The following is a 19,353-nucleotide window of genomic DNA, read 5'->3' as shown; positions in this document are numbered from 1 at the left end:
TGGCAAAATGAAAAACAACTATAAATAAAAAATTTGTTTATTTTTTGAAAAAATCTATTTTCTTTACTACACTTTCTACATGTTATTTTTTTACCTTATTGAGATATTTTTAGCCTATTTTTGTAAGGATTGCTGTGCATAATATTGAGTTACTAGCCATTCGGGATCACAAAACAAATGGCATGGCGGTTTGTTTAAAGCCAAAAATTCCATACATTATTACCCCCTCGCTAGTTCATGAGGTTCGGAGATTACAGAATAAAGTAGCAGAGCAATACTACGCCCAACCCTGGGATGGAGTTTATTATATTCTTTGGTATTTACACTCTGATACCGCACCATGGAAGGGACTGGACTTCCATTTTATTCATGAAGCATTACTCAACCACCATGAGCGTAACCTAGAACACTACATTGAAAGTATATTTGAATTGCTTTTTATTAATTATGTCGGTTTTGGCCTTCCCTTAATTAACTGTTCTATTATAAACAGAAAGCTCAGTGGCATATCGCAAGATTTTTTCTATGTAAATCGCATCAATTTTATAAAACGCTATAAAGAATTAAATTGCTATGGCTCTAATAAACTGCCTTTTAGTAAGTTGAATTTTGATTCTGAAATAAGAAAAACTACATTTCCCATTAAAATTTATACCCGTAATAATTTTTACTCCTTTGATTCTATTAATTTAAATTCAATGAAAAAAATTCTCGGTTCACATCAATATGCCCCTATCCCCCAGCCACAACAAAATGAAGTAAAAATTATATTTCATCAACTGAGCCAGGAAACAATTGCTAAAATTTATCAATTAGCTTCAGAAAAAATCAATTTAATTGAACGCTTTGCTCTGATTCAATCCTTAGAAAATAAATCAAAATGATATTGTAACTTGTAGCCTAGCAGAACCTGGGATTAAGAGGTCTTATTCTACACAACATCCTGAGTTCCACTGCACTGCATCCTGACTACCATTTGCAACATAATAGCGTATAATATGAAAAATTTTTATACAGAAAAGGATTAATTGATGTTTGGACTGAATGACAAAGTAGGCAGATCTTTTTTCAAAGATGCGAAATCCGATGCGCTTTTTGTTACCAGCCGTTTCTTTACGTTACAAGGAGAAGGTCCTTTTCGTGGCCATCCTGCCTACTTTATTCGTTTAGCTAAATGTAATTTGGCGTGCTCTTTTTGTGATACTTATTTTGATACGGGCGAATGGCTGGATTTTACTTCCTTATTGGAAGAAGCTGACACGGTCATTGCTGCCTTTTTTCAAAAACGCAATCTCCCTACACCTGCTTGGGCCCAGGGACTTGCAAAAAAAATGGTCTTGGTCATTACTGGTGGTGAACCTTCATTGCAACGGAATTTATCTGCATTTTTAGAAAAAGCCCAACCTTATTTCCAACAAACTCAAATTGAATCAAACGGCAGTTCCATTCTGCCTGATCTTCCCGAAAACACAACTCTGGTTGTTAGTCCCAAATGCCTGGAAAAAGACGGCGCCATTATCCGCTACCTAAAACCTAATATTAAAATGTTAGAACGGGCTGATTATTTGAAGTTTGTCATGTCAGCACCTGAGGACAACCACTACACGCCCTATAGCGAAATACCCACATGGGCGCATGAATGGACCGAAAAAACAAAGAAACAAGTTTTTGTGAGCCCTATGAATAGATATCTCAGAGAACCACAACGTGCTCAAACAATTCGCGATAAAGGACGTGACTTGACTTTAGAAGAACGTTCTGAAATCAATGAAGTAGTCAGTTTTTGGGAGCCTGGTCTTTTAGATCTGAAAAAAAATCAACGTAATCATGAATACACAGCCGAATATTGCATGAAACACGGATTGATTCTTAACTTGCAAATCCATCTGTTTGCAAGCCTACCATAAAGATTAATTAAATCTGCTGATTTGTAGCCTGAGGTTATAGATAAAAATGTTTCCGTAACCCCGGGTTACGCTGCACTTCACCCAGGCTACAAAGTTAAAAGCACCTTGCCTCATAGTCACAAATAAAGAATCTTGAGGAAAGGTCAGTTTTGAGTGCAAATGTATCAATCATTGCAGACCATATCATTGCCACAACATATTGGTGATTTAATTTGTCCACATCCATTAGGACATTTTGCTACTTGAACATGTCCATTCTCAGTTTTAACAATATCACTAACTAATTGTGTGTTGCATTTGCTGCAGGTTAAGTTTTTCACGCCCATCCCACACTTATGGCACTTGTATTCCATGAGCAAACTCCTCGTCAAATAAATTTCATGTCTCATATAGATTATGGACGCGTCAAACCGAAGATCACTTAGGGTTTACCCTAGTGCAGCACTTAATGCCTCATCAATATGATATTCATCAAATACCTGTACACCATGCTCCATCAATAGTGCTGCGGTAACCCCCTCTCCTTGCATCAATGTGCGCGAAAATGTCCCGTCATAAATCATCTCTGCCCCACACGAAGGACTCCTTGCCTTCAAAATAGCAACACGAATATGATGTTGCTTTACCAACTCAAGTGCTTTTTGTGCACCACGTAGAAAAAAATCAGTAACATCTTGATTATTGCTTGTTTTTACTGAAGCAGCTCTCTTTAATACATCAACACCTGATTTTTTATCTTGAATCTCGGCAGGAGGTCTTGGTGTGGGCAAGCCCCCGGCCATTTCAGGACAAATAGTGATTATGTTTCCTTCATTAAACCATTGCTGTAACAGAGGATGGCTTTGCAAACAATCACCGCCATCATAACGAACTTTTTGACCAAGAAGACATGCACTCATCAGTATTTTAGACATAAAAATCTCTGTAGTTAAACAATCACAGGACGGTTCATTTCCGTACTGCACATAGGCAACCTAAACTCGTTTTATAACTTAAGCCCCCGTAACCTGAGCGCATTAAAAATCACAGATACAGAACTTAATGCCATCGCGGTTGCCGCAATGATAGGATTGAGTAATAGCCCAGTTAGCGGATACAACACTCCAGCAGCCAAGGGCACACCCAATCCGTTATAAACAAAAGCAAAAAATAAATTCTGACGGATGTTACGCATGGTCGCGCGCGATAAGTGATGTGCTTTAACGATGCCACTCAAATCACCATGCAACAAAGTAATACCAGCACTCTCAATCGCAACATCCGTACCAGTGCCCATTGCAATACCAATATCAGCAATGGCCAACGCGGGCGCATCATTTACGCCATCGCCTGCCATCGCCACAATCAGACCTTTTTCTTTCAACTCACTGACCACTCGACGCTTATCTTCAGGCATAATTTCAGCAATCACGGTGTTTATTCCTAATTGCTGTGCAACAGATTTTGCCGTTGCTTGACTGTCTCCAGTCAACATATAGACCTTGATTCCATTTTTTTGCAGTTCATCTATAGCCTTCGATGTACTCGGTTTAATGGGATCCTCAACTGCTAGAATCGCAATCGTTTCACCATCGACCGCCAGAAACATTACAGTTGCTCCTTGTGCGCGTAATTCATCTGCATGTTGAATCAGTACGGTGTTACTTGTTCCATATTCTTGCATCAGTTTTAAATTACCCAATGCAATTTTTACACCATCAACCTTAGCAATAACCCCTTTCCCAGAAACTGCTTCAAAATCCGATACAGTAGCAAGCGATAACTGTTTTTCTTTTGCAGCAGTCATGATTGCATGCGCAAGCGGATGCTCGCTCTGATGTTCCAATGCAGCCGCCAAAGCCAATATTTCATTGGTTTCAAACTCTTTGTCAGTAATAATTTGGGTGAGTTGAGGATGTCCCAGCGTCAGAGTACCAGTTTTATCAACCACGAGTACGTTAACCTTTTCCATCTGCTCCAGTGCTTCAGCATTTTTGACTAACACTCCATTTTGCGCGCCTTTGCCCACACCAACCATAATGGACATGGGCGTTGCGAGGCCTAAGGCACAAGGACAAGCAATAATGAGCACTGAAACGCCTGCTAGCAAGCCATAACTCAATGCAGGTGCTGGACCAAAGAAAAACCAAATAATAAATGCCAGTATTGCAATCAAGATTACTGCAGGAACAAACCAACCTGAAATGGTATCAGCCAATCGCTGAATGGGGGCACGGCTGCGTTGTGCTTCACTTACCATCTGTACAATATGTGAAAGCATGGTGTCACTGCCTACATGTTCTGCCCTCATCACGAAACTACCATTCTGGTTTATGGTCGCACCAATTACTTTTGCCCCCGCATCTTTGCTTATAGGCATCGACTCTCCAGTAACCATGGATTCATCCACATGACTGTGTCCTTCGAGCACCTCTCCATCCACGGGAATTTTTTCACCTGGACGAACTCGCAACTGATCGCCTACCCGCACATGATCTAGGGTTACCTCCTCTTCGTTACCGTCCTGATCAATTCGGCGAGCACTTTCAGGCGCTAAATTCAATAAAGCACGGATAGCACTGCCCGTTTGCTCTCGTGCTTTTAATTCCAGAACTTGTCCGAGCAAAACCAAAGTGGTGATGACTGCTGCTGCTTCAAAATAAACATTGATTATTCCTTGATGGCGGAATGCTACAGGAAAAAGACCAGGAAACAATAGACCTATGCTACTGTAAACCCAGGCAACACCTATCCCCATTGCAATGAGAGTAAACATATTCAGGTGACGTGTTTTCAGTGAAAGAAAGCCGCGCTGGAAAAAAGGAAATCCACACCATAAAACGACAGGGGTTGCTAAAACAAACTGAGCCCAAGCAGAATGATTCGCTGAAATAAAATGGAACAAATGTCCGCCCATTTCTAATACAACAACCGGGATACTCAAAATCAGTGCCAGCCAAAATCGATACTTCATGCTTTTGTATTCAAGATTTTCTTGTTCTGCAGAAGTAGTTTCTGGCTCTAAGGCCATACCACAAATGGGACAATGTCCGGGACCCGATTGACGGATTTCTGGATGCATAGGACATGTATAAATTCCAGTCACAGTTCGCTGTGCATTCGAGTTAGATTGCTTATGCATCTGATAATGTTGATGACACGATTCATGCGCTTTCTCGGGCGTAGAAAGCGTTTTATGGTGTTCGTGCTCACCATGCCCATGTTTCATAATTCACATATCCTTATTTTTTGCTTTGCCCACTTCATCTCAATCAAAGTGAACCAGTCATAATTCATAACCATTAAATAAAGTATATATTTGTTTAAAAATATGTCTATTGAGACAATCCCTATCTGATAAGAGACAATTGATAATCCATACGAAAAAGTGACAATCCCTCAGTTTTTTTGTCAACAAATTACCGGACATATACAGGATGCAGGGCGTGGCTAAATTTTTGAGATTCGCAAGAATGCGAATTACTCACGAATTAAATCTGCAACATTGTATTCATCACGTTCTAATACCTTAGCAATGACCTAAATATAAACTAGGAATAGCGCTTCTGTCTAAACAAGAAGACCTAGACTATACTACTTATAGAAAGGCTAGATTATTATAAGTTTTAAAAGGTCCTCTCATTTTCCAAAATAATCTCATATTAATGGCGGTAAGATGGAAGCTTGTCCAGAACTATAGGCTCTAATTTATAGACAAACTTTAATAATGGGACACTCGTTCATGTCTAATACAATTTTAAATAAACAATTTACAATTGGTAAATTGCATTTTGTAAATGAGTATGAAACGCGTGGTTTAATCTATGAAATTTTTTTATCAAAAAACTTATTTGTCAGATTATCTCACTTTAAGTCCCGGTTCGATCATTATGGACGTAGGAGCACATATTGGGCTTTTTCCACTGTTCGCTCTACGTCAATGTAAACATAATGCATTGATTTATAGTTTTGAGCCTATTCCTCAATGCCTCAAAAAGTATTTGACGCCATTTGAAGAGGAGTGCCACCTATACAACGTAGGCGTTGCTGATGTGGCTAAAGATTGTCTTATTGAATTTACCTTTTTTGGGAAAGATCTTACGACAGCAACCTATAAGCCTCAGGATAAAATGATCTCTAATTATAATCATTTATTAGATTATGATAATTTATTAAAAATTGCTCGATATCAGAATAACTTATTGTATTATCAAATGAAATTTTTACCTTTTATGCGACCATACTTGATTAAAAAGAACTTTAAAAATCGAACAATGGAAACAAAAATTTTATGTAAACTGATATCACTTGGGCATTTTATCGAAAGAAATGCGATAAATCATATCGATTTTTTGAAAATTAATGTTGAAGGCACAGAATTTGAAGTTGTAAAAAGTATTGAGCTTAAACAGTTTTTTATGATTAAGCAGTTAAGTACCAAAGTGCATGATATAGACAATAGAGTAGAGTATCTTGCTGCATATTTGCGAGAACAAGGTTATCTTACTCGAATCAATAGAAATCCTATTTATGAAAAGTTGGGTTGGAACCAATATATGATAAGAGCAGTCTAATACAATGAAAGCAAGTAAACTTAGAAAAATACATCGATTTTTAATGCAGTTGTCACCTATTTTACGCATAGCATTGATTCGCTGGCTTTATAATAAATTTGCCTCGAATAACAAGTCGAAACAATACGTTTTTCTGAATTATGGTTATCATGATGAGACTACCTTAGCGTTAAATCGTGAGGATGAGCCTAATCGATATTTTATTCAGCTTTACAATCGCGTCGTTAGAGATATCGATTTAGAAAACAAAGATATTGTTGAGGTCGGATGTGGTCAGGGCGCTGGTGGCATTTTCTTATTACAGTATAAAAAACCACATTCTTATATAGGCATTGATTTGTCTGATAAAGCAATTGCAATCTGCCAGCGTAACTCCAAATGGGACAATGCGTGTTGGATTCAAGGGCGTGCAGACTCCCTACCTATTCCTGACCATAGTGCTGATGTGCTTGTCAATGTAGAATCATCTCATTGTTATCCTTCAATGGAGCAATTTCTGAGTGAAGTCTGGCGTGTACTGCGACCTAATGGTTATATGGCTTTTACCGATCTACGCCCGTCTTCGGAGGTAGCACTGTTAGACCAATGCATCAGTGCCTCCGGATTACAAGTGCTTGAGCGAAGTGATATTACACCTCAGGTGCTTGATTCGTTAACTCGTCTGTCAGATAGACGGAAAGCCCATATTAATGCAACGTATTCACCCATATGGCGGCAAGCGGTTCGTGACATATCAGCGGTGAAGGGTTCAGTTACTTACAATGGGTTTATCAATGGGCAACAGCAGTATCTTTGTTATTTGTTACAAAAGAAAAGCGCAGAATGACATCTTGCATAATCTAATGAGGTAACATGATGCAGACAAAAAAAGGACATCAAAATAGCCTAAACAACATCCTGAATGAGCCGATAGCTATTATTGGCATGAATTGTCAGTTCCCTGGGATTAATGCTGATGTTGAAGATGTCGATGCGTTTTATGAGATGTTACTCAACGAACAGACTTCAATTAAAGACGTACCTGAAAATCGCTGGGATATTAATCAATATTATGATCCAGATAGGCAGAAAGAAAATAAAATAGTAAGCCGTAAGGGCGGTTTTTTGCATGATCCTCAATTATTCGATGCTGCTTTTTTTAAAATATCGCCCACTGAAGCCAAACAAATGGATCCGCAACAACGTTTGTTTTTAGAGGTTTCTGTTCGTGCTTTAAATCATGCCAACATACCAATTGATTCATTAAAAAATTCCAACACTGGGGTCTATTGTGGTGTTTCTACGCACGATTATAGCCAACTGAATTATAAAGATAAGATCACATTTAATGCCTATACCTATATTGGTTCTGCTGATAGCGCGGCGCCAGGAAGACTGAGTCACTTTCTTAATTTAAAAGGCCCATGCATGACGGTCGATACCGCTTGCTCTTCTTCACTGTCGGCACTTTATCTTGCCACGATGGCATTAAGAAATCAGCAGTGTGATATGGCAATTGTTGGCGGAGTCCATCTGAGCCTGTGTCCTGAAATTTTTATAGGGGTAACGAAAGCGAACATGCTTTCCGCTCTTGGCCAATGCAGCAGCTTTGATGCTGCCGCCGATGGTTATGCACGTAGCGAAGGTTGTGCTGTAGTGGTTATAAAACGACTTCGTGACGCGCTCAAAGACAATAATAAAATCCTCGCAGTGATTAAAAGCATTGTCATGAATCAAGATGGTGGTGGAGGAATGGGTATGGCTGCGCCTAACATCGAGGCGCAAATTACAATGCATCAGGCCGTATTAGCACAAGCGCATTTAGCAGCAAGTGACATTGACTATATTGAAACCCATGGCACTGGTACGATCATGGGCGATTCTGTTGAGTTTAATGCGATTCAACACATACACCAAGGCCATCACACCAAAGACAATCCATTAATTGTCGGTGCATTAAAAAGTAATCTAGGACATACGATTTCTGCATCAGGCATTGCCTCAGTCATTAAAGTGGTTGCTGCATTAAATCATGAGCTCATTCCTGCTAATTTGCATTACACGACCCCAAGCCCATCGATTGATCCCGAGAGTATCCCGGCACTTCTCCCAATTCAAGCGATACCTTTTGCGAAGCAGGCTAATAAAAAACGATACACGCAAGTATCCAATTTTGGTTTTACGGGTACTAATGTGAGTGCGCTCATTGAAGAGCCGCCTGATGTGTCATTAAACTCATCCACAGTGCATCACAATCAACCTGAATGTTTTGTACTTTCTGCACATAGTGAATATTCATTAAAGCAGATGCTGGCAAGTCACTTATGCTATTTAAAGGAATCCTCTGCAAGCCTGCACGATGTGTGTTCTACCTTAATCAATTGTCGAGACCATTATAAATTTCGCTGTGCCATCATTGCTGATAATAAAGAAGAATTAATTAAAAAAATTGAAGCAAAAACGTATGTGCTGAATAAAGTAACCCGCAATAAAGATCTAAAAATAATCGAACACGATGCGCAACAAGTTTATGAGCATTTTCTCGCAGGAGACACGATCAGGTTCGATAAAAACAAAATGATATACCAGCAAGTTGATTTGCCCTTGTATTTTTTTGATAGAAAAACTTATTGGCATGATAAAGAGAATAATGACACAGCAATCGATGTACCGGCACCTAAAGATTGGATCTTTCACCTGGAATGGCAGCAACAAGTCGCTGAGATACATCAGCGCAAACCATCAGACAAACCTTGGTTGTTAATAGGAGCCAAACAATTAGCTCCTGGGTTTATAGAGCAGGGATTGTCCATTGTCTTGGATGAGGATAACCCTTCATTAGACATATTGGATGGGATTATTTTTGCAGCAGACTTCGAGTCAGTGACAGCAAAGGATATTGAGACGCATATCGATTTGCAAAAGAACGCGCTAAAAAAATTATTGAACCTGGTTCAAGAGTTACAACATAAAACAATTGAATTACGGCTCATAATCCTCACTACCAACACGATACCAGAGCTTAGTGGCGACATTTTGAATCTTGACTGCAGTGTACTTTTGGGGTTTTGCAAGACTTTAGCTTTAGAGTTACCCCAATATCAAACGATGCTCATCGATCTGGACAAGCATGATGCAGGTCATTATTCGACACAGATAATGAATGAAATTCATTATAATCATGGCCAAAATTACGAGCATGTCGTGACGTATCGTAATGGCCAACGATGGGTCTCCCGTTTAAAGAGGACCACACTACCTGACGAGAAAAGAACGTTACGAGGAGAAGGCCGCTACCTTATTACGGGTGGGACCGGTGGTTTAGGTCTGGTAACTGCGCAAGCCTTGCTATCTGTTGGTGCCAAAGAATTAATTCTTGTCTCAAGGCATGTGGATAATCCTGAATTAAAAGCACGGATTAAAAAAATTCAATCTTTTTATCCAAATCAAATAATTCGTACAGTAGGTTTAGATATTACCGATAAAGAAAAACTACATAGTTTATTGCTAGAGAGTAATGCGGATGGTTTGCTAAAGGGCATTGTTCATGCAGCTGGCATCTCAATGAATGCGCCATTGCTTGCACACCAAGAGGACGACATTGATTCTTTATTTTCTGCCAAGATAAAAGGCGGCTGGTATTTACATGAATTAAGCCAACACTGCGATCTGGATTTTTTTATCGTCTACTCTTCTATTTCCTCGGTATTTGGAAGCAATAAAGAGTCAGTCTATAGTGGCACCAATAGTTTTTTAGATGCCCTAATCGCAGAGCGCCGACGTTTGGGCTTGGTAGGTACAGCAATTCAATGGGGGCCTTGGGCTGAAGCGGGGATGGCAGAAAAACGAGCACGCGATCAAGGTCTAAAACAAGCATTCATTCATAATGATCAAGGCCGCGCGTTCATTAATCTCTTAATCAGTAGCCCATTAAGCCATGTCACCATTATATCTCCAGAATACCTCTCGTTTATGCTGGATTTTGTGTCAAAACCTCGGCCTTTATTTTATCAGCATCTAGCTGATGATCTGGCTGGAGTTGAGCATAAGAGTAATGAAAGTACATCACCATGGCTGAATGATTATATGAAGATGGGTGATAATCAAAAAAGTATCGCCTGCAAGAATATGGTCTCTACACTGTGTAAAAAAATCCTGGGATTACTAGAAACTGAAGAGTTAGAGGAGCACGAAGGATTTTTTGAGCTTGGTTTTGATTCGTTAATGGTTACTGAAATAGCGACCAGGCTGAAGGAAAAGCTGCAACCTGTTCTTAATGTAACCGCCACGATAGGTTTTGATTATCCCTCCATAAACAAACTTGCCCAATATGTTGAATCGGAATTGCAAAAGAACCTTGTGCAAACGAAAGCGTTGCGGTCATCACCAGAAGATACTGATGATTCAATTGCCATAATCAGCATGAGTTGTTCCCTACCCAATGCCGCCGATGTTGCAGCTTTTGAGACCTTGCTCGAACAAGGGCTAAGTGGGGTGCAGGACATTCCCCTTGCACGTTGGGACAATAAAAAATATTACGACCCTGATCCGGATGCCCCAGGCAAATCCTACATCACGAAACTGGGGCTCATCGACAACATCAAAGCATTTGATGCGCAGTTTTTTGGGATTAGCCCCCGAGAAGCGCCGTTTATCGATCCACAACAACGTCTTTTTTTAGAACAATGCTATCAGGCATTGGAAAACGCCAACTACTGCGTGCACTCCTTACGGGGTAGCTTAACTGGGGTTTTTGCGGGAGTGGGTGCATCGCATGAGTATTATTCACAACTAGAACAAATAGGCTTGTCTCCTGATGAGCTGGGGATGTATGCGGTCACGGGTAAGGCATTGAATATGATTCCTGGGCGCGTCACCTATACCTTTGATTTCAAGGGACCGGCAGTGAGCTTTGATACGGCGTGTTCTTCTTCCTTAGTTGCGATTCATTATGCCTGCCAAAGCTTAAAAACTCGGGAAATCGATTTTGCGCTGGCCGGCGGGGTGAATGTGTTGTTGCGTCCTGAAAGCATTGTTAATCTGTGCAAAGCAAAAGCCTTATCGTTGACAAGCCAATGCAAAACCTTTGATGCAGAGGCCGATGGGTATGTGCGCGCGGAAGGATGTGGGGTGTTATTTCTAAAACGCCTTGCTGATGCCGTGCGCGATAAAGACCCGATTTTAGCGGTGATTAAAGCCTCTGCCATCAGTAATGATGGAAGGACGGCAGGACTCACCGTGCCTAATGGGAAAAGTCAGGAAGCGGTCATGCGCAAAGCTTTAGGTCAGAGCACTTTAGCGCGTAGTGACATCAGCTACATTGAGACGCACGGCACCGGCACGCCTCTTGGCGACCCGATTGAGGTGCATGCCATTAATCAGGTCTATGGCGGACAACGCAGTGCAGACAATCCCTTGTATCTGGGGGCTGTGAAAACCAATCTGGGACATCTGGAAAGTGCAGCCGGTGTGGCCAGTATGATTAAAGTCATCTTGAGCTTACAGAAAGGAAGAATCTATAAAAACATTAATTTTCATCACCTCAATCCAAAGATTCAACTGGATAATACCCGTCTTGCCTTACACACGATGGATTGGCACAGTACAGCCCCCTTAAAATGCGCTGGCATCAATGCGTTTGGTTTTAGTGGTACTAATGCCCACGTCATTGTGCAGGAGTTTCCTACCCAAACACCGCCCAAAAACATGACCGCCCAAACGAATGCCCTCGTGTTCTCTGCTAAGAGCCAGGATGCGTTGGATGGTTTGGCCCAACGCTATCAACAGTATTTAGCAACCACTTCCGATGCGTTTGCTGACATCTGCTTTACCGCAGCCACCTGTCGCGAGCATTATGCTTATCGCTTGGCGGTAGTAGCCCAAAGTACGGTTGAAGCCAGTCAATTGCTGCAGCAGGGTCTGGTTGTCACATCCTCTGCGCCCACAAAGATTCTGGATGTCGCCCCGGAACTTGCAGCCCTGGTGCGCGAGTACCTACAGGGTGGCGATGTGGATTGGCGGTATTATTACACCGCCATCCCGGGGATATGCAACAAAGTGATGTTGCCCAACTATGCATTTGCACGCCGTGAATTTTGGCTGGATAAAAAGGCGCCTACACCGCAGGTTAGCACCGATGACTTGGCCGTACAGCATCTGTACGAACTCACTTGGAATCCACTCAACAATACGGTGTCTCGTACCGCCGAGCTGCCCAAGCTGTGGGTTATCGCCCGTGATGAAGTACGCGCAGAAAAAGTATTAGGCGGGCTTGAGTATCAGCTCATCAAAGAGGTAGGCCAATTTCCAGAGGTAGCGCAGCAAAACATCGTGGTGCTTTACGAACAAGACCAGTTCCCTGAGCTGCTGCATTGGTGCCAACAGATGTTTCAACAGCAGCCGGCACGCTTTATCTTGGTCACCGAAAACGCCTATGCCATCAACGACAAGTACACCTCCGACCGGGTGAATCCGTACCACACCATGGCGAGTGCGTTTTGGAAAAGCTTTAGAAATGAGCTGGCATTTACTAAAAATTACACCGTTGACTTAGACGCACACAGTACCTTAAGTGACGTGTTACGTTATATCGTGCATACAACGAGTACTGAAACCCAATTTGCGGTACGCGATACCCTTTATGTGCCCAGACTTAAGAAAAAACAGCTGCCTGTGCCTACAGAGCCTCAGGTATTATTCGACCGTGAAGCAAGTTACCTTATTACCGGCGGTACCGGTGGTTTGGGCAAGCCCTTAATGGAGTATCTCATCGCGCGCGGGGCCAAACACCTCATCATCACCAGCCGCACAGCATGCACTGAGTCCATACAAGCGTTCATCGAGCAGGTGCGCAAAAAACAGGTGTCCATCACCCATCAGGTGTGTGATGCCAGTAACCTAGCGCAGATGGAGCAGCTTATCCAAGAGATAGAGCGCAGCGCATACCCACTCAGAGGGGTCTTTCATCTGGCAGGCGTCATTCACGATGAGTTGCTGGTGCATTTGAGTGCGCAGACCGTCGATGAAGTGCTGCAGGCAAAAATGAACAGCGCACTGATTTTGCATCAACTCACTCAAAAGCTGCACCTGGATTGCTTTGTGCTCTTTTCATCGGCGGCCTCTATTTTAGGCGCCAAAGGGCAGGCCAACTACGTTGCCGCCAATGGATTTTTAGATGGCCTGGCGCACCTGCGCCACCAACAAGGTTTACCGGCACTGGCAATCAATTGGGGGGCTTTTCACACCTTGGGTATGGCTGCGCAGAACATTGAGGCACTCGAGCACCGCGGTTTTATTCCTTTACCTCCTGAGCGCATGGACGTGCTGGATGTGTTGTTGCCAAGCCATGTACCACAAATCGTCGTCTGCCCCATTCATTGGGATGTGTATTTCAAAAACTCGTCAAAACCCAGCGAGTTCTCTGCACTCATGGAGAGGAAATCGCCTGCCAATCAACTCTCTATAACCGTGTTGCAACAGCAGTCCCCCAAAGAACGAGTCAGCTTCTTGAGCCAAACCTTAAGCGCGATTGCTGCCGATGTTTTGGGGTTGGAACACCGTGATGAGGTGGGTTTGAAAAATGATTTGTTCGCCATGGGTATGGACTCACTCATGGCGTTGGAATTAAGAAACCGCGTTCATGACCAATTGGGTTGTCCCTCACTAAGCCTGCCCATAGAGTATTTTATTAATGAACCCCGCATCGATAAAATCGCCAAAAACATTGCTCATGAATTAGATAAACTTGTCACGGATACCCCAACGCTGCCGCCTACTGCATCGCCAATCGCTGAAGAAGTTGCTCTGTGTGATTTTCAATACGTATTTTGGGTGCTCAATAAAATGGGACATCCTTATAATATGGGTACGCAGCTACAGATACACGGCACACTTAACAAAGAATATGTGGCCCAGGCATTTGATTTTATTGTAAAACAAAATAGTGTTTTTTGGTTGAGTATTAATAAAGATGTACCGGTACAAACATTGAGAAAAGAAGGACTGTTCAAGCTAATCTATGAAGACATTTCATTAAGCAACGAACACACCGTGCTGCATGAAGAGTTTCAAAGCAATATGATGAGTGCCATTCCCTTAACAGAGCCCCCACTAATGCGCGTATATCTTTATAAGATAAATAGCGAATTACATGAGTTACATATTGTGATGCCTCACATCATAGTAGATGGAACTTCATGTGGGATTATCTTTGATCAATTCAAAAAATGCTATGAAGCGCTTTTCCGTGGTAAAAAAATGATTCACAAGCCAGAAGAAGACTCGTTTCTTGACTATGTGAAAAAAAATAATCGTCTTTACGAAACCAATCTAAAAGATAAAGTTAATTTTTGGCGCCACTACAATCATAGTTTTAAGATGTTGTCACTTAGACCGAAAGATTATGTGTCTGATACAGACGAGCAAAAGAAGTATTTATTCCACTATCCTCTTGATTCACATCAGGTGGAACAATTTATAGAATGGCATAAAACAAAAAATATTAATGTCAGTACCGGCTTAATTGCTGCATGCCATATTGCTCTTTATAAACTGAGTCAGCAAAAGAAAATGCCGTTTGTTCTCATTCATAGTGGTAGAGAAGGAAGTCACTATAATTCCATAGTAGGCGTGTTCGTAGAATACAAAAGAATAAATCTTACCTTAAATGAGAAGGACAACTTTATTGATTTTATTAAATCTATTGAGGAGCAATTCCTAATAACAGCACCCTACCAGAAATGCTCCCATATCATTAAAAATCGCGAGTTTAAAGGTGCAGGACTGGTAATAAGCCATTATTTACACTATGTATGGAATAAGTTCTTCCTGCAGAAGGATCTTAAAAAAAGTAAATTACATTCAATCCTCATTGATTATTTAATCAAGTATTTCAGTTGGGCACAAACGGTTACTCACAATAATTCGTTCAAAAATAAACTGAATCAACTACTTAAGTTAAATATACCTTTGAGAAAACCCGAGAGGCTAAGGGTCCTGGTTAATATCACACCTTCTTTTTTTAGTAAAATAGTTACTGACAAAAATTTTGCAAATCTTAATTATGAGTATCCAAGTCATTACAGTAGTGAGAATCGACCGATAAGCAACCGCTCTTTATGGATTTTATTTTCAAAAGACCAGGATGGGCAGTACCAACTATCCATCAATGGACCATTAACACCACCTTGTAAAGATGAGATAGCGCATACATTCAATAAAATAATGGCTCAGTTATTAGAAAATGATGAATGTGCTCTTGGAGATTTTCTAAGGTAAACGAAATTAGATTTGTAGCCTGGGTGCAGCGCAACGAAACCCGGGTTCCGCTGCACTACACCCAAGCTACAAATACTTATCCAATACCACAATATCCATCTAATTTTTTACCAATTGACAAAATACATTCATCATCGCAATTTGTTCGACGTTCGTTGGAATCGCATCAAGCAAGGATGGTGAATAGACCACAATTGCCAAACACTGGGCTCTTGAAACCGCAACGTTAATTCTATTTTTATCAAAAAGAAAATTGAGTCCTCGAGGAGACTCATCCACATTACTGGCACACATACTCAAAAAAACAATTGGTGCTTCCTGACCTTGAAATTTATCCACACTTCCCACTTTAGCTTGTTCACCTAGTGCTGTTTTTAATTTACCTACTTGATGATTGTATGGGGCAACAAAAAGAATATCATCCCAACCGATCACTCGTTGCGAGCCATTTTTTTCCTTAAAGGTTCTCCCCAAAAGCTCCTTGGTTAATAACACAATCTGCTCTACTTCTTCATCACTGGCTTGAGTATTTCCCTCATGAAAAACAGGTATGGGAATAATGCCTGCCTCTTTATCTAGAACACCCGTATATCCCTTGGGAACCTGTATTAATTGATCTTCATTTTCTGCAGCAGTTTCCAGTTTACCCTCATAAATCGCATCACTAATAAACTGATTCACTGCAGGATGCATTCTATAGGTAGTACCTAAAAAGACGCCCATAGAGTCAGGAATAGTGGGGGTTGTATGCAATAAGTAATCCAATATAGATAGACCACTTTCTTCGGGGTGACTTCCTTGTGATGGTTGACCTAACTGCATTTGATCACCCATTAAAATAATATTACGTGTTGAACGACTCATCGCAATTAAATTAGCAACACTGACCTGGCCTGCCTCGTCAATAAATAAGTAATCAAAAGCATCAACTAATTCTTCGCGAGCAAAACCCCAAACTGTGGTGCCGACAACACATCCAGGTTGGATAAACTCAATGATCTGTTTATTCTCCAATAAGTTAATGTCTAAAGCCGCAATTTGCTCATCCGTATTACGTGTACAGCCAAAGTGACCTTTTATTCCTTCCTTTTGGCAATAGGCAGCGGCACTCATCAACAAGTTATTAATCGCCTTATGGCTGTTTGAGGAAATACCTATTTTTTTTCCTCTTTGCACAAGTTCGGCAATCAAATGTTTTCCTGTATATGTTTTACCTGCCCCAGGAGGGCCTTGAAGCGTGAGATAACTGTTCTTTAAATTTAAAACTGCATGCATCATTTCCGCCAATCGTTCTTCAGGATGATGGCTTGGTGCAATAGGCATTCCTTGTTGATGATCTGTAATTCGTGGATACGATTTGCTCAAAAAATCCAGTATCGCTGTGTGTGCAAGTAGTCCCTGCTCAAATGATGTAGCCTGCTTCGTGATCGCCTCAGGAATCGAATGAGGATCGACATATTCATTGGGAATTAAAGTAATCGGATCATCAGGCTCATCTTTCATTTGTAATGCAATAATTCCATGCTCCAGATCACTATCGTCTTCATAATAATTAGCTGCTGCAGCCCTACCCTCTTCAGTTTCCTTACCTAGAATAAAATATTGTTTGGCACTTCCTTTAAACTCCTGTTCCGGATCAAAAAAATATTCGTAGACCAGGTTACGGGCTCTGGGCGAAGGTTTGTAGGCTGGCTTCGCAGTTCGTCGGCAGTAGGCCAAGCAATCAATGTCATCAAGTAACTCTTCTCCAGTTAAACCCAATCGTTCAAACATACGCCAAAACACCGGTTTGGCTTCACGTCGATGAAATTCAATTGACCATGCAAAAATCAGATTGATTTTAGCTAACTCAATATTTCCCTCAGACTTTAAACGCTCTGCTTGCGCCAACAATCGATCGCGTAATTGAATACGCTCGCCCAACTCTTCCTTAACCTCCAGTGCAACAAGTTCCGTTTTACCTAAGTAATTTATACCCTGTTCATTTTGCCGCGCTCTGAGCCACTCAACCAATTCTTGAGTGGAATTACAATCATCAATATTGTATGTGCGAATGTCATTTAATATTTTTGAGGTTTGCCAATTTTCCCCATCGGGATTTTCTCGCCAATGCTCATAAACAACGACAGAATCACCTCCAGATCCCACCGCCGTATCACGCTTACCTCGATATAAATGTTCTATATTTTTAATGGAATAGCGTGGTTCTCCAATAATCAGAGCACTTTTAACAATCTTATATAAATCAACAAATACTTCATTGCGTAAAAGCTGATCTACCTCATCCTCACACACGCCATATCGCCCCATTAATCGACGGCATGCAGAAATTTCGTAATTGGCATAATGATAAATATGCATTTTCGGATCTTCTTGCCAACGTTGATAAACCCAATGCACAAATGTCTGAAAAGCTTCTTTCTCCTGTTCGGGATTATGAGCCCAAAAATCCTTATACTGACGCTGTGCTTTTTCATCAAAATAGGTAATTCCCCAAAGATACTCCAAGCCACCTTCTTCAAGCGGAAACCCTTCAATATCAAAAAATATATCCCGTGGCGATGCAGGAGGTAACAGTGCCAAGCCCTGTTTTTGTCCTGAAATCAGGGGAAGCAATTGATACAAAGGGACTTCCTTATCACTGCTTTCTTTTTGAATTTTAGCTTGTGCCTGCAAACGCACAAAACGTTCGGGCTTTATCCCTTTTACCCAGGAACACGTTGCCTGAGCTAAACCACTCATAGTCTTTATTCCTGCTTGATGTAATTTTTTAACTTGCCCAGAGGTAATGGTTGCGACCTGGATTAAATGATCTGCTTTAACTAATAACTCTTCAGCATAAGTATTCCAACGCCCCCAATTTTTAGATGCTGCAGGATCAGGACACGCAGTGGGATTAAAACGCTCATGTGCCAATAAAAACTGTTGTTTCAGATTTTGATAAAAATAAAAATAATCTGCGGTACGAAAACGCTTTTGCTCCTGGTTTCCCAAAACGACAGTGATGTATTCCGAACTCTCTCCTTGCATAGCAGCAAGCATTTCTACATAGCAACACAATTGCAGCAAAAAACTAGGTTTCACTGATTTAGCAAGCTTAGTATCCCAGACCTCATAACAATAATTCCCAAATCGACTTTTACCAGGTATTTTTATTAAAAAATCAGCATAGCCCTGAAATGGATCTAATTGTAAACGCGCTTGATAAATAACATCGGCGCCATCTTCCATTGCACTTAAAGTAGCGTCATAAGAATTCGCTTGTTGGCGCAAATTGACAACCGATAATCCTTGTTTTTCAAAAAGAGCCAATAGAGCCAATTCATGTTGATTTCCCAAATGTTGCAATACATCAATTAATTCATCTTTTTCATCAGGTGCAGGCAATAAATCGGGATGCACTACGGCAAGATGCTCTATCCAAGATACAAAAGGACTTGCCATAAATTGAGTAAGATCAGAAGGAGAAAAAACTAATCGGTTCGATTCGATATACATTTAGGCCAAAATTTATATTGGATTATCTGCAAAGTATACCAAAACATTCAGTCAATAAACTATTTCTCTAACCTATTGATTTTATGTATTTTTAAAATAGAGGCACGCTGTCTGAAAATAATATAAAATCCTACTCAATA

At 41.0% G+C, this 19,353-nt stretch carries 8 protein-coding genes; 5 read left to right on the top strand and 3 right to left on the bottom strand.

What is annotated here, in order from left to right; genetic code table 11:
• Nucleotides 1–134 precede the first annotated feature (134 nt).
• Together Lste_RS16265 and Lste_RS16260 are read left to right on the top strand one after the other, a co-directional pair.
• Nucleotides 135–884: a hypothetical protein gene (locus tag Lste_RS16265; RefSeq protein ID WP_058512035.1), complete on the top strand. Its 750-nt coding sequence runs from the start codon at nucleotides 135–137 to the stop codon at nucleotides 882–884.
• Between the two features lie 147 nt (nucleotides 885–1,031).
• Nucleotides 1,032–1,907, top strand: a complete 876-nt coding sequence (locus tag Lste_RS16260) for a 7-carboxy-7-deazaguanine synthase QueE (RefSeq protein WP_058512034.1) — start codon at nucleotides 1,032–1,034, stop codon at nucleotides 1,905–1,907.
• 428 nt (nucleotides 1,908–2,335) lie between these two features.
• Here the strand turns inward: Lste_RS16260 and Lste_RS16250 are convergent, their stop codons facing one another.
• Nucleotides 2,336–2,821, bottom strand: coding sequence for a 2-thiouracil desulfurase family protein (locus Lste_RS16250; RefSeq protein ID WP_058512032.1), 486 nt, complete (start codon nucleotides 2,819–2,821; stop codon nucleotides 2,336–2,338).
• Nucleotides 2,822–2,892: 71 nt separating this feature from the next.
• Nucleotides 2,893–5,115: a copper-transporting P-type ATPase gene (locus Lste_RS16245; RefSeq protein ID WP_058512031.1), complete on the bottom strand. Its 2,223-nt coding sequence runs from the start codon at nucleotides 5,113–5,115 to the stop codon at nucleotides 2,893–2,895.
• Between the two features lie 595 nt (nucleotides 5,116–5,710).
• Between Lste_RS16245 and Lste_RS16240 the strand changes: the two genes are divergently transcribed.
• The 3 genes from Lste_RS16240 to Lste_RS16230 are packed head-to-tail and all read left to right on the top strand — an operon-like array spanning nucleotide 5,711 to nucleotide 15,715.
• Nucleotides 5,711–6,460 carry an FkbM family methyltransferase gene (locus Lste_RS16240; protein ID WP_237760514.1) on the top strand — a complete coding sequence of 250 codons (750 nt, stop codon included), beginning with the start codon at nucleotides 5,711–5,713 and terminating at the stop codon, nucleotides 6,458–6,460.
• A gap of 4 nt (nucleotides 6,461–6,464) precedes the next feature.
• The gene (locus Lste_RS16235) at nucleotides 6,465–7,286 is read left to right on the top strand and encodes a class I SAM-dependent methyltransferase (protein WP_058512030.1); all 822 of its coding nucleotides are present in this window, start codon (nucleotides 6,465–6,467) and stop codon (nucleotides 7,284–7,286) included.
• Nucleotides 7,287–7,312: 26 nt separating this feature from the next.
• Nucleotides 7,313–15,715 carry an SDR family NAD(P)-dependent oxidoreductase gene (locus Lste_RS16230; RefSeq protein ID WP_058512029.1) on the top strand — a complete coding sequence of 2,801 codons (8,403 nt, stop codon included), beginning with the start codon at nucleotides 7,313–7,315 and terminating at the stop codon, nucleotides 15,713–15,715.
• A gap of 99 nt (nucleotides 15,716–15,814) precedes the next feature.
• On the opposite strand, the gene Lste_RS16225 is transcribed toward Lste_RS16230, so the two are convergent.
• Nucleotides 15,815–19,213, bottom strand: coding sequence for a TM0106 family RecB-like putative nuclease (locus tag Lste_RS16225; protein WP_058512028.1), 3,399 nt, complete (start codon nucleotides 19,211–19,213; stop codon nucleotides 15,815–15,817).
• Nucleotides 19,214–19,353: the final 140 nt, after the last annotated feature.

The sequence above is a fragment of the Legionella steelei genome (genome assembly GCF_001468005.1).
Classification (GTDB): Bacteria; Pseudomonadota; Gammaproteobacteria; order Legionellales; family Legionellaceae; genus Legionella; species Legionella steelei.
The sequence above is the reverse complement of the archived record's forward strand: the minus strand, read 5'-3'. Positions and strand labels throughout refer to the sequence as shown.

What these genes read in the sequence shown, in the direction of transcription:
- Lste_RS16260 (WP_058512034.1), top strand. Translation starts at nt 1,032, where the DNA reads ATGTTTGGACTGAATGACAAAGTAGGCAGATCTTTTTTCAAAGATGCG.
- Lste_RS16250 (WP_058512032.1), bottom strand. Translation starts at nt 2,821, where the DNA reads ATGTCTAAAATACTGATGAGTGCATGTCTTCTTGGTCAAAAAGTTCGT.
- Lste_RS16245 (WP_058512031.1), bottom strand. Translation starts at nt 5,115, where the DNA reads ATGAAACATGGGCATGGTGAGCACGAACACCATAAAACGCTTTCTACG.
- Lste_RS16240 (WP_237760514.1), top strand. Translation starts at nt 5,711, where the DNA reads ATGAAATTTTTTTATCAAAAAACTTATTTGTCAGATTATCTCACTTTA.
- Lste_RS16235 (WP_058512030.1), top strand. Translation starts at nt 6,465, where the DNA reads ATGAAAGCAAGTAAACTTAGAAAAATACATCGATTTTTAATGCAGTTG.
- Lste_RS16230 (WP_058512029.1), top strand. Translation starts at nt 7,313, where the DNA reads ATGATGCAGACAAAAAAAGGACATCAAAATAGCCTAAACAACATCCTG.
- Lste_RS16225 (WP_058512028.1), bottom strand. Translation starts at nt 19,213, where the DNA reads ATGTATATCGAATCGAACCGATTAGTTTTTTCTCCTTCTGATCTTACT.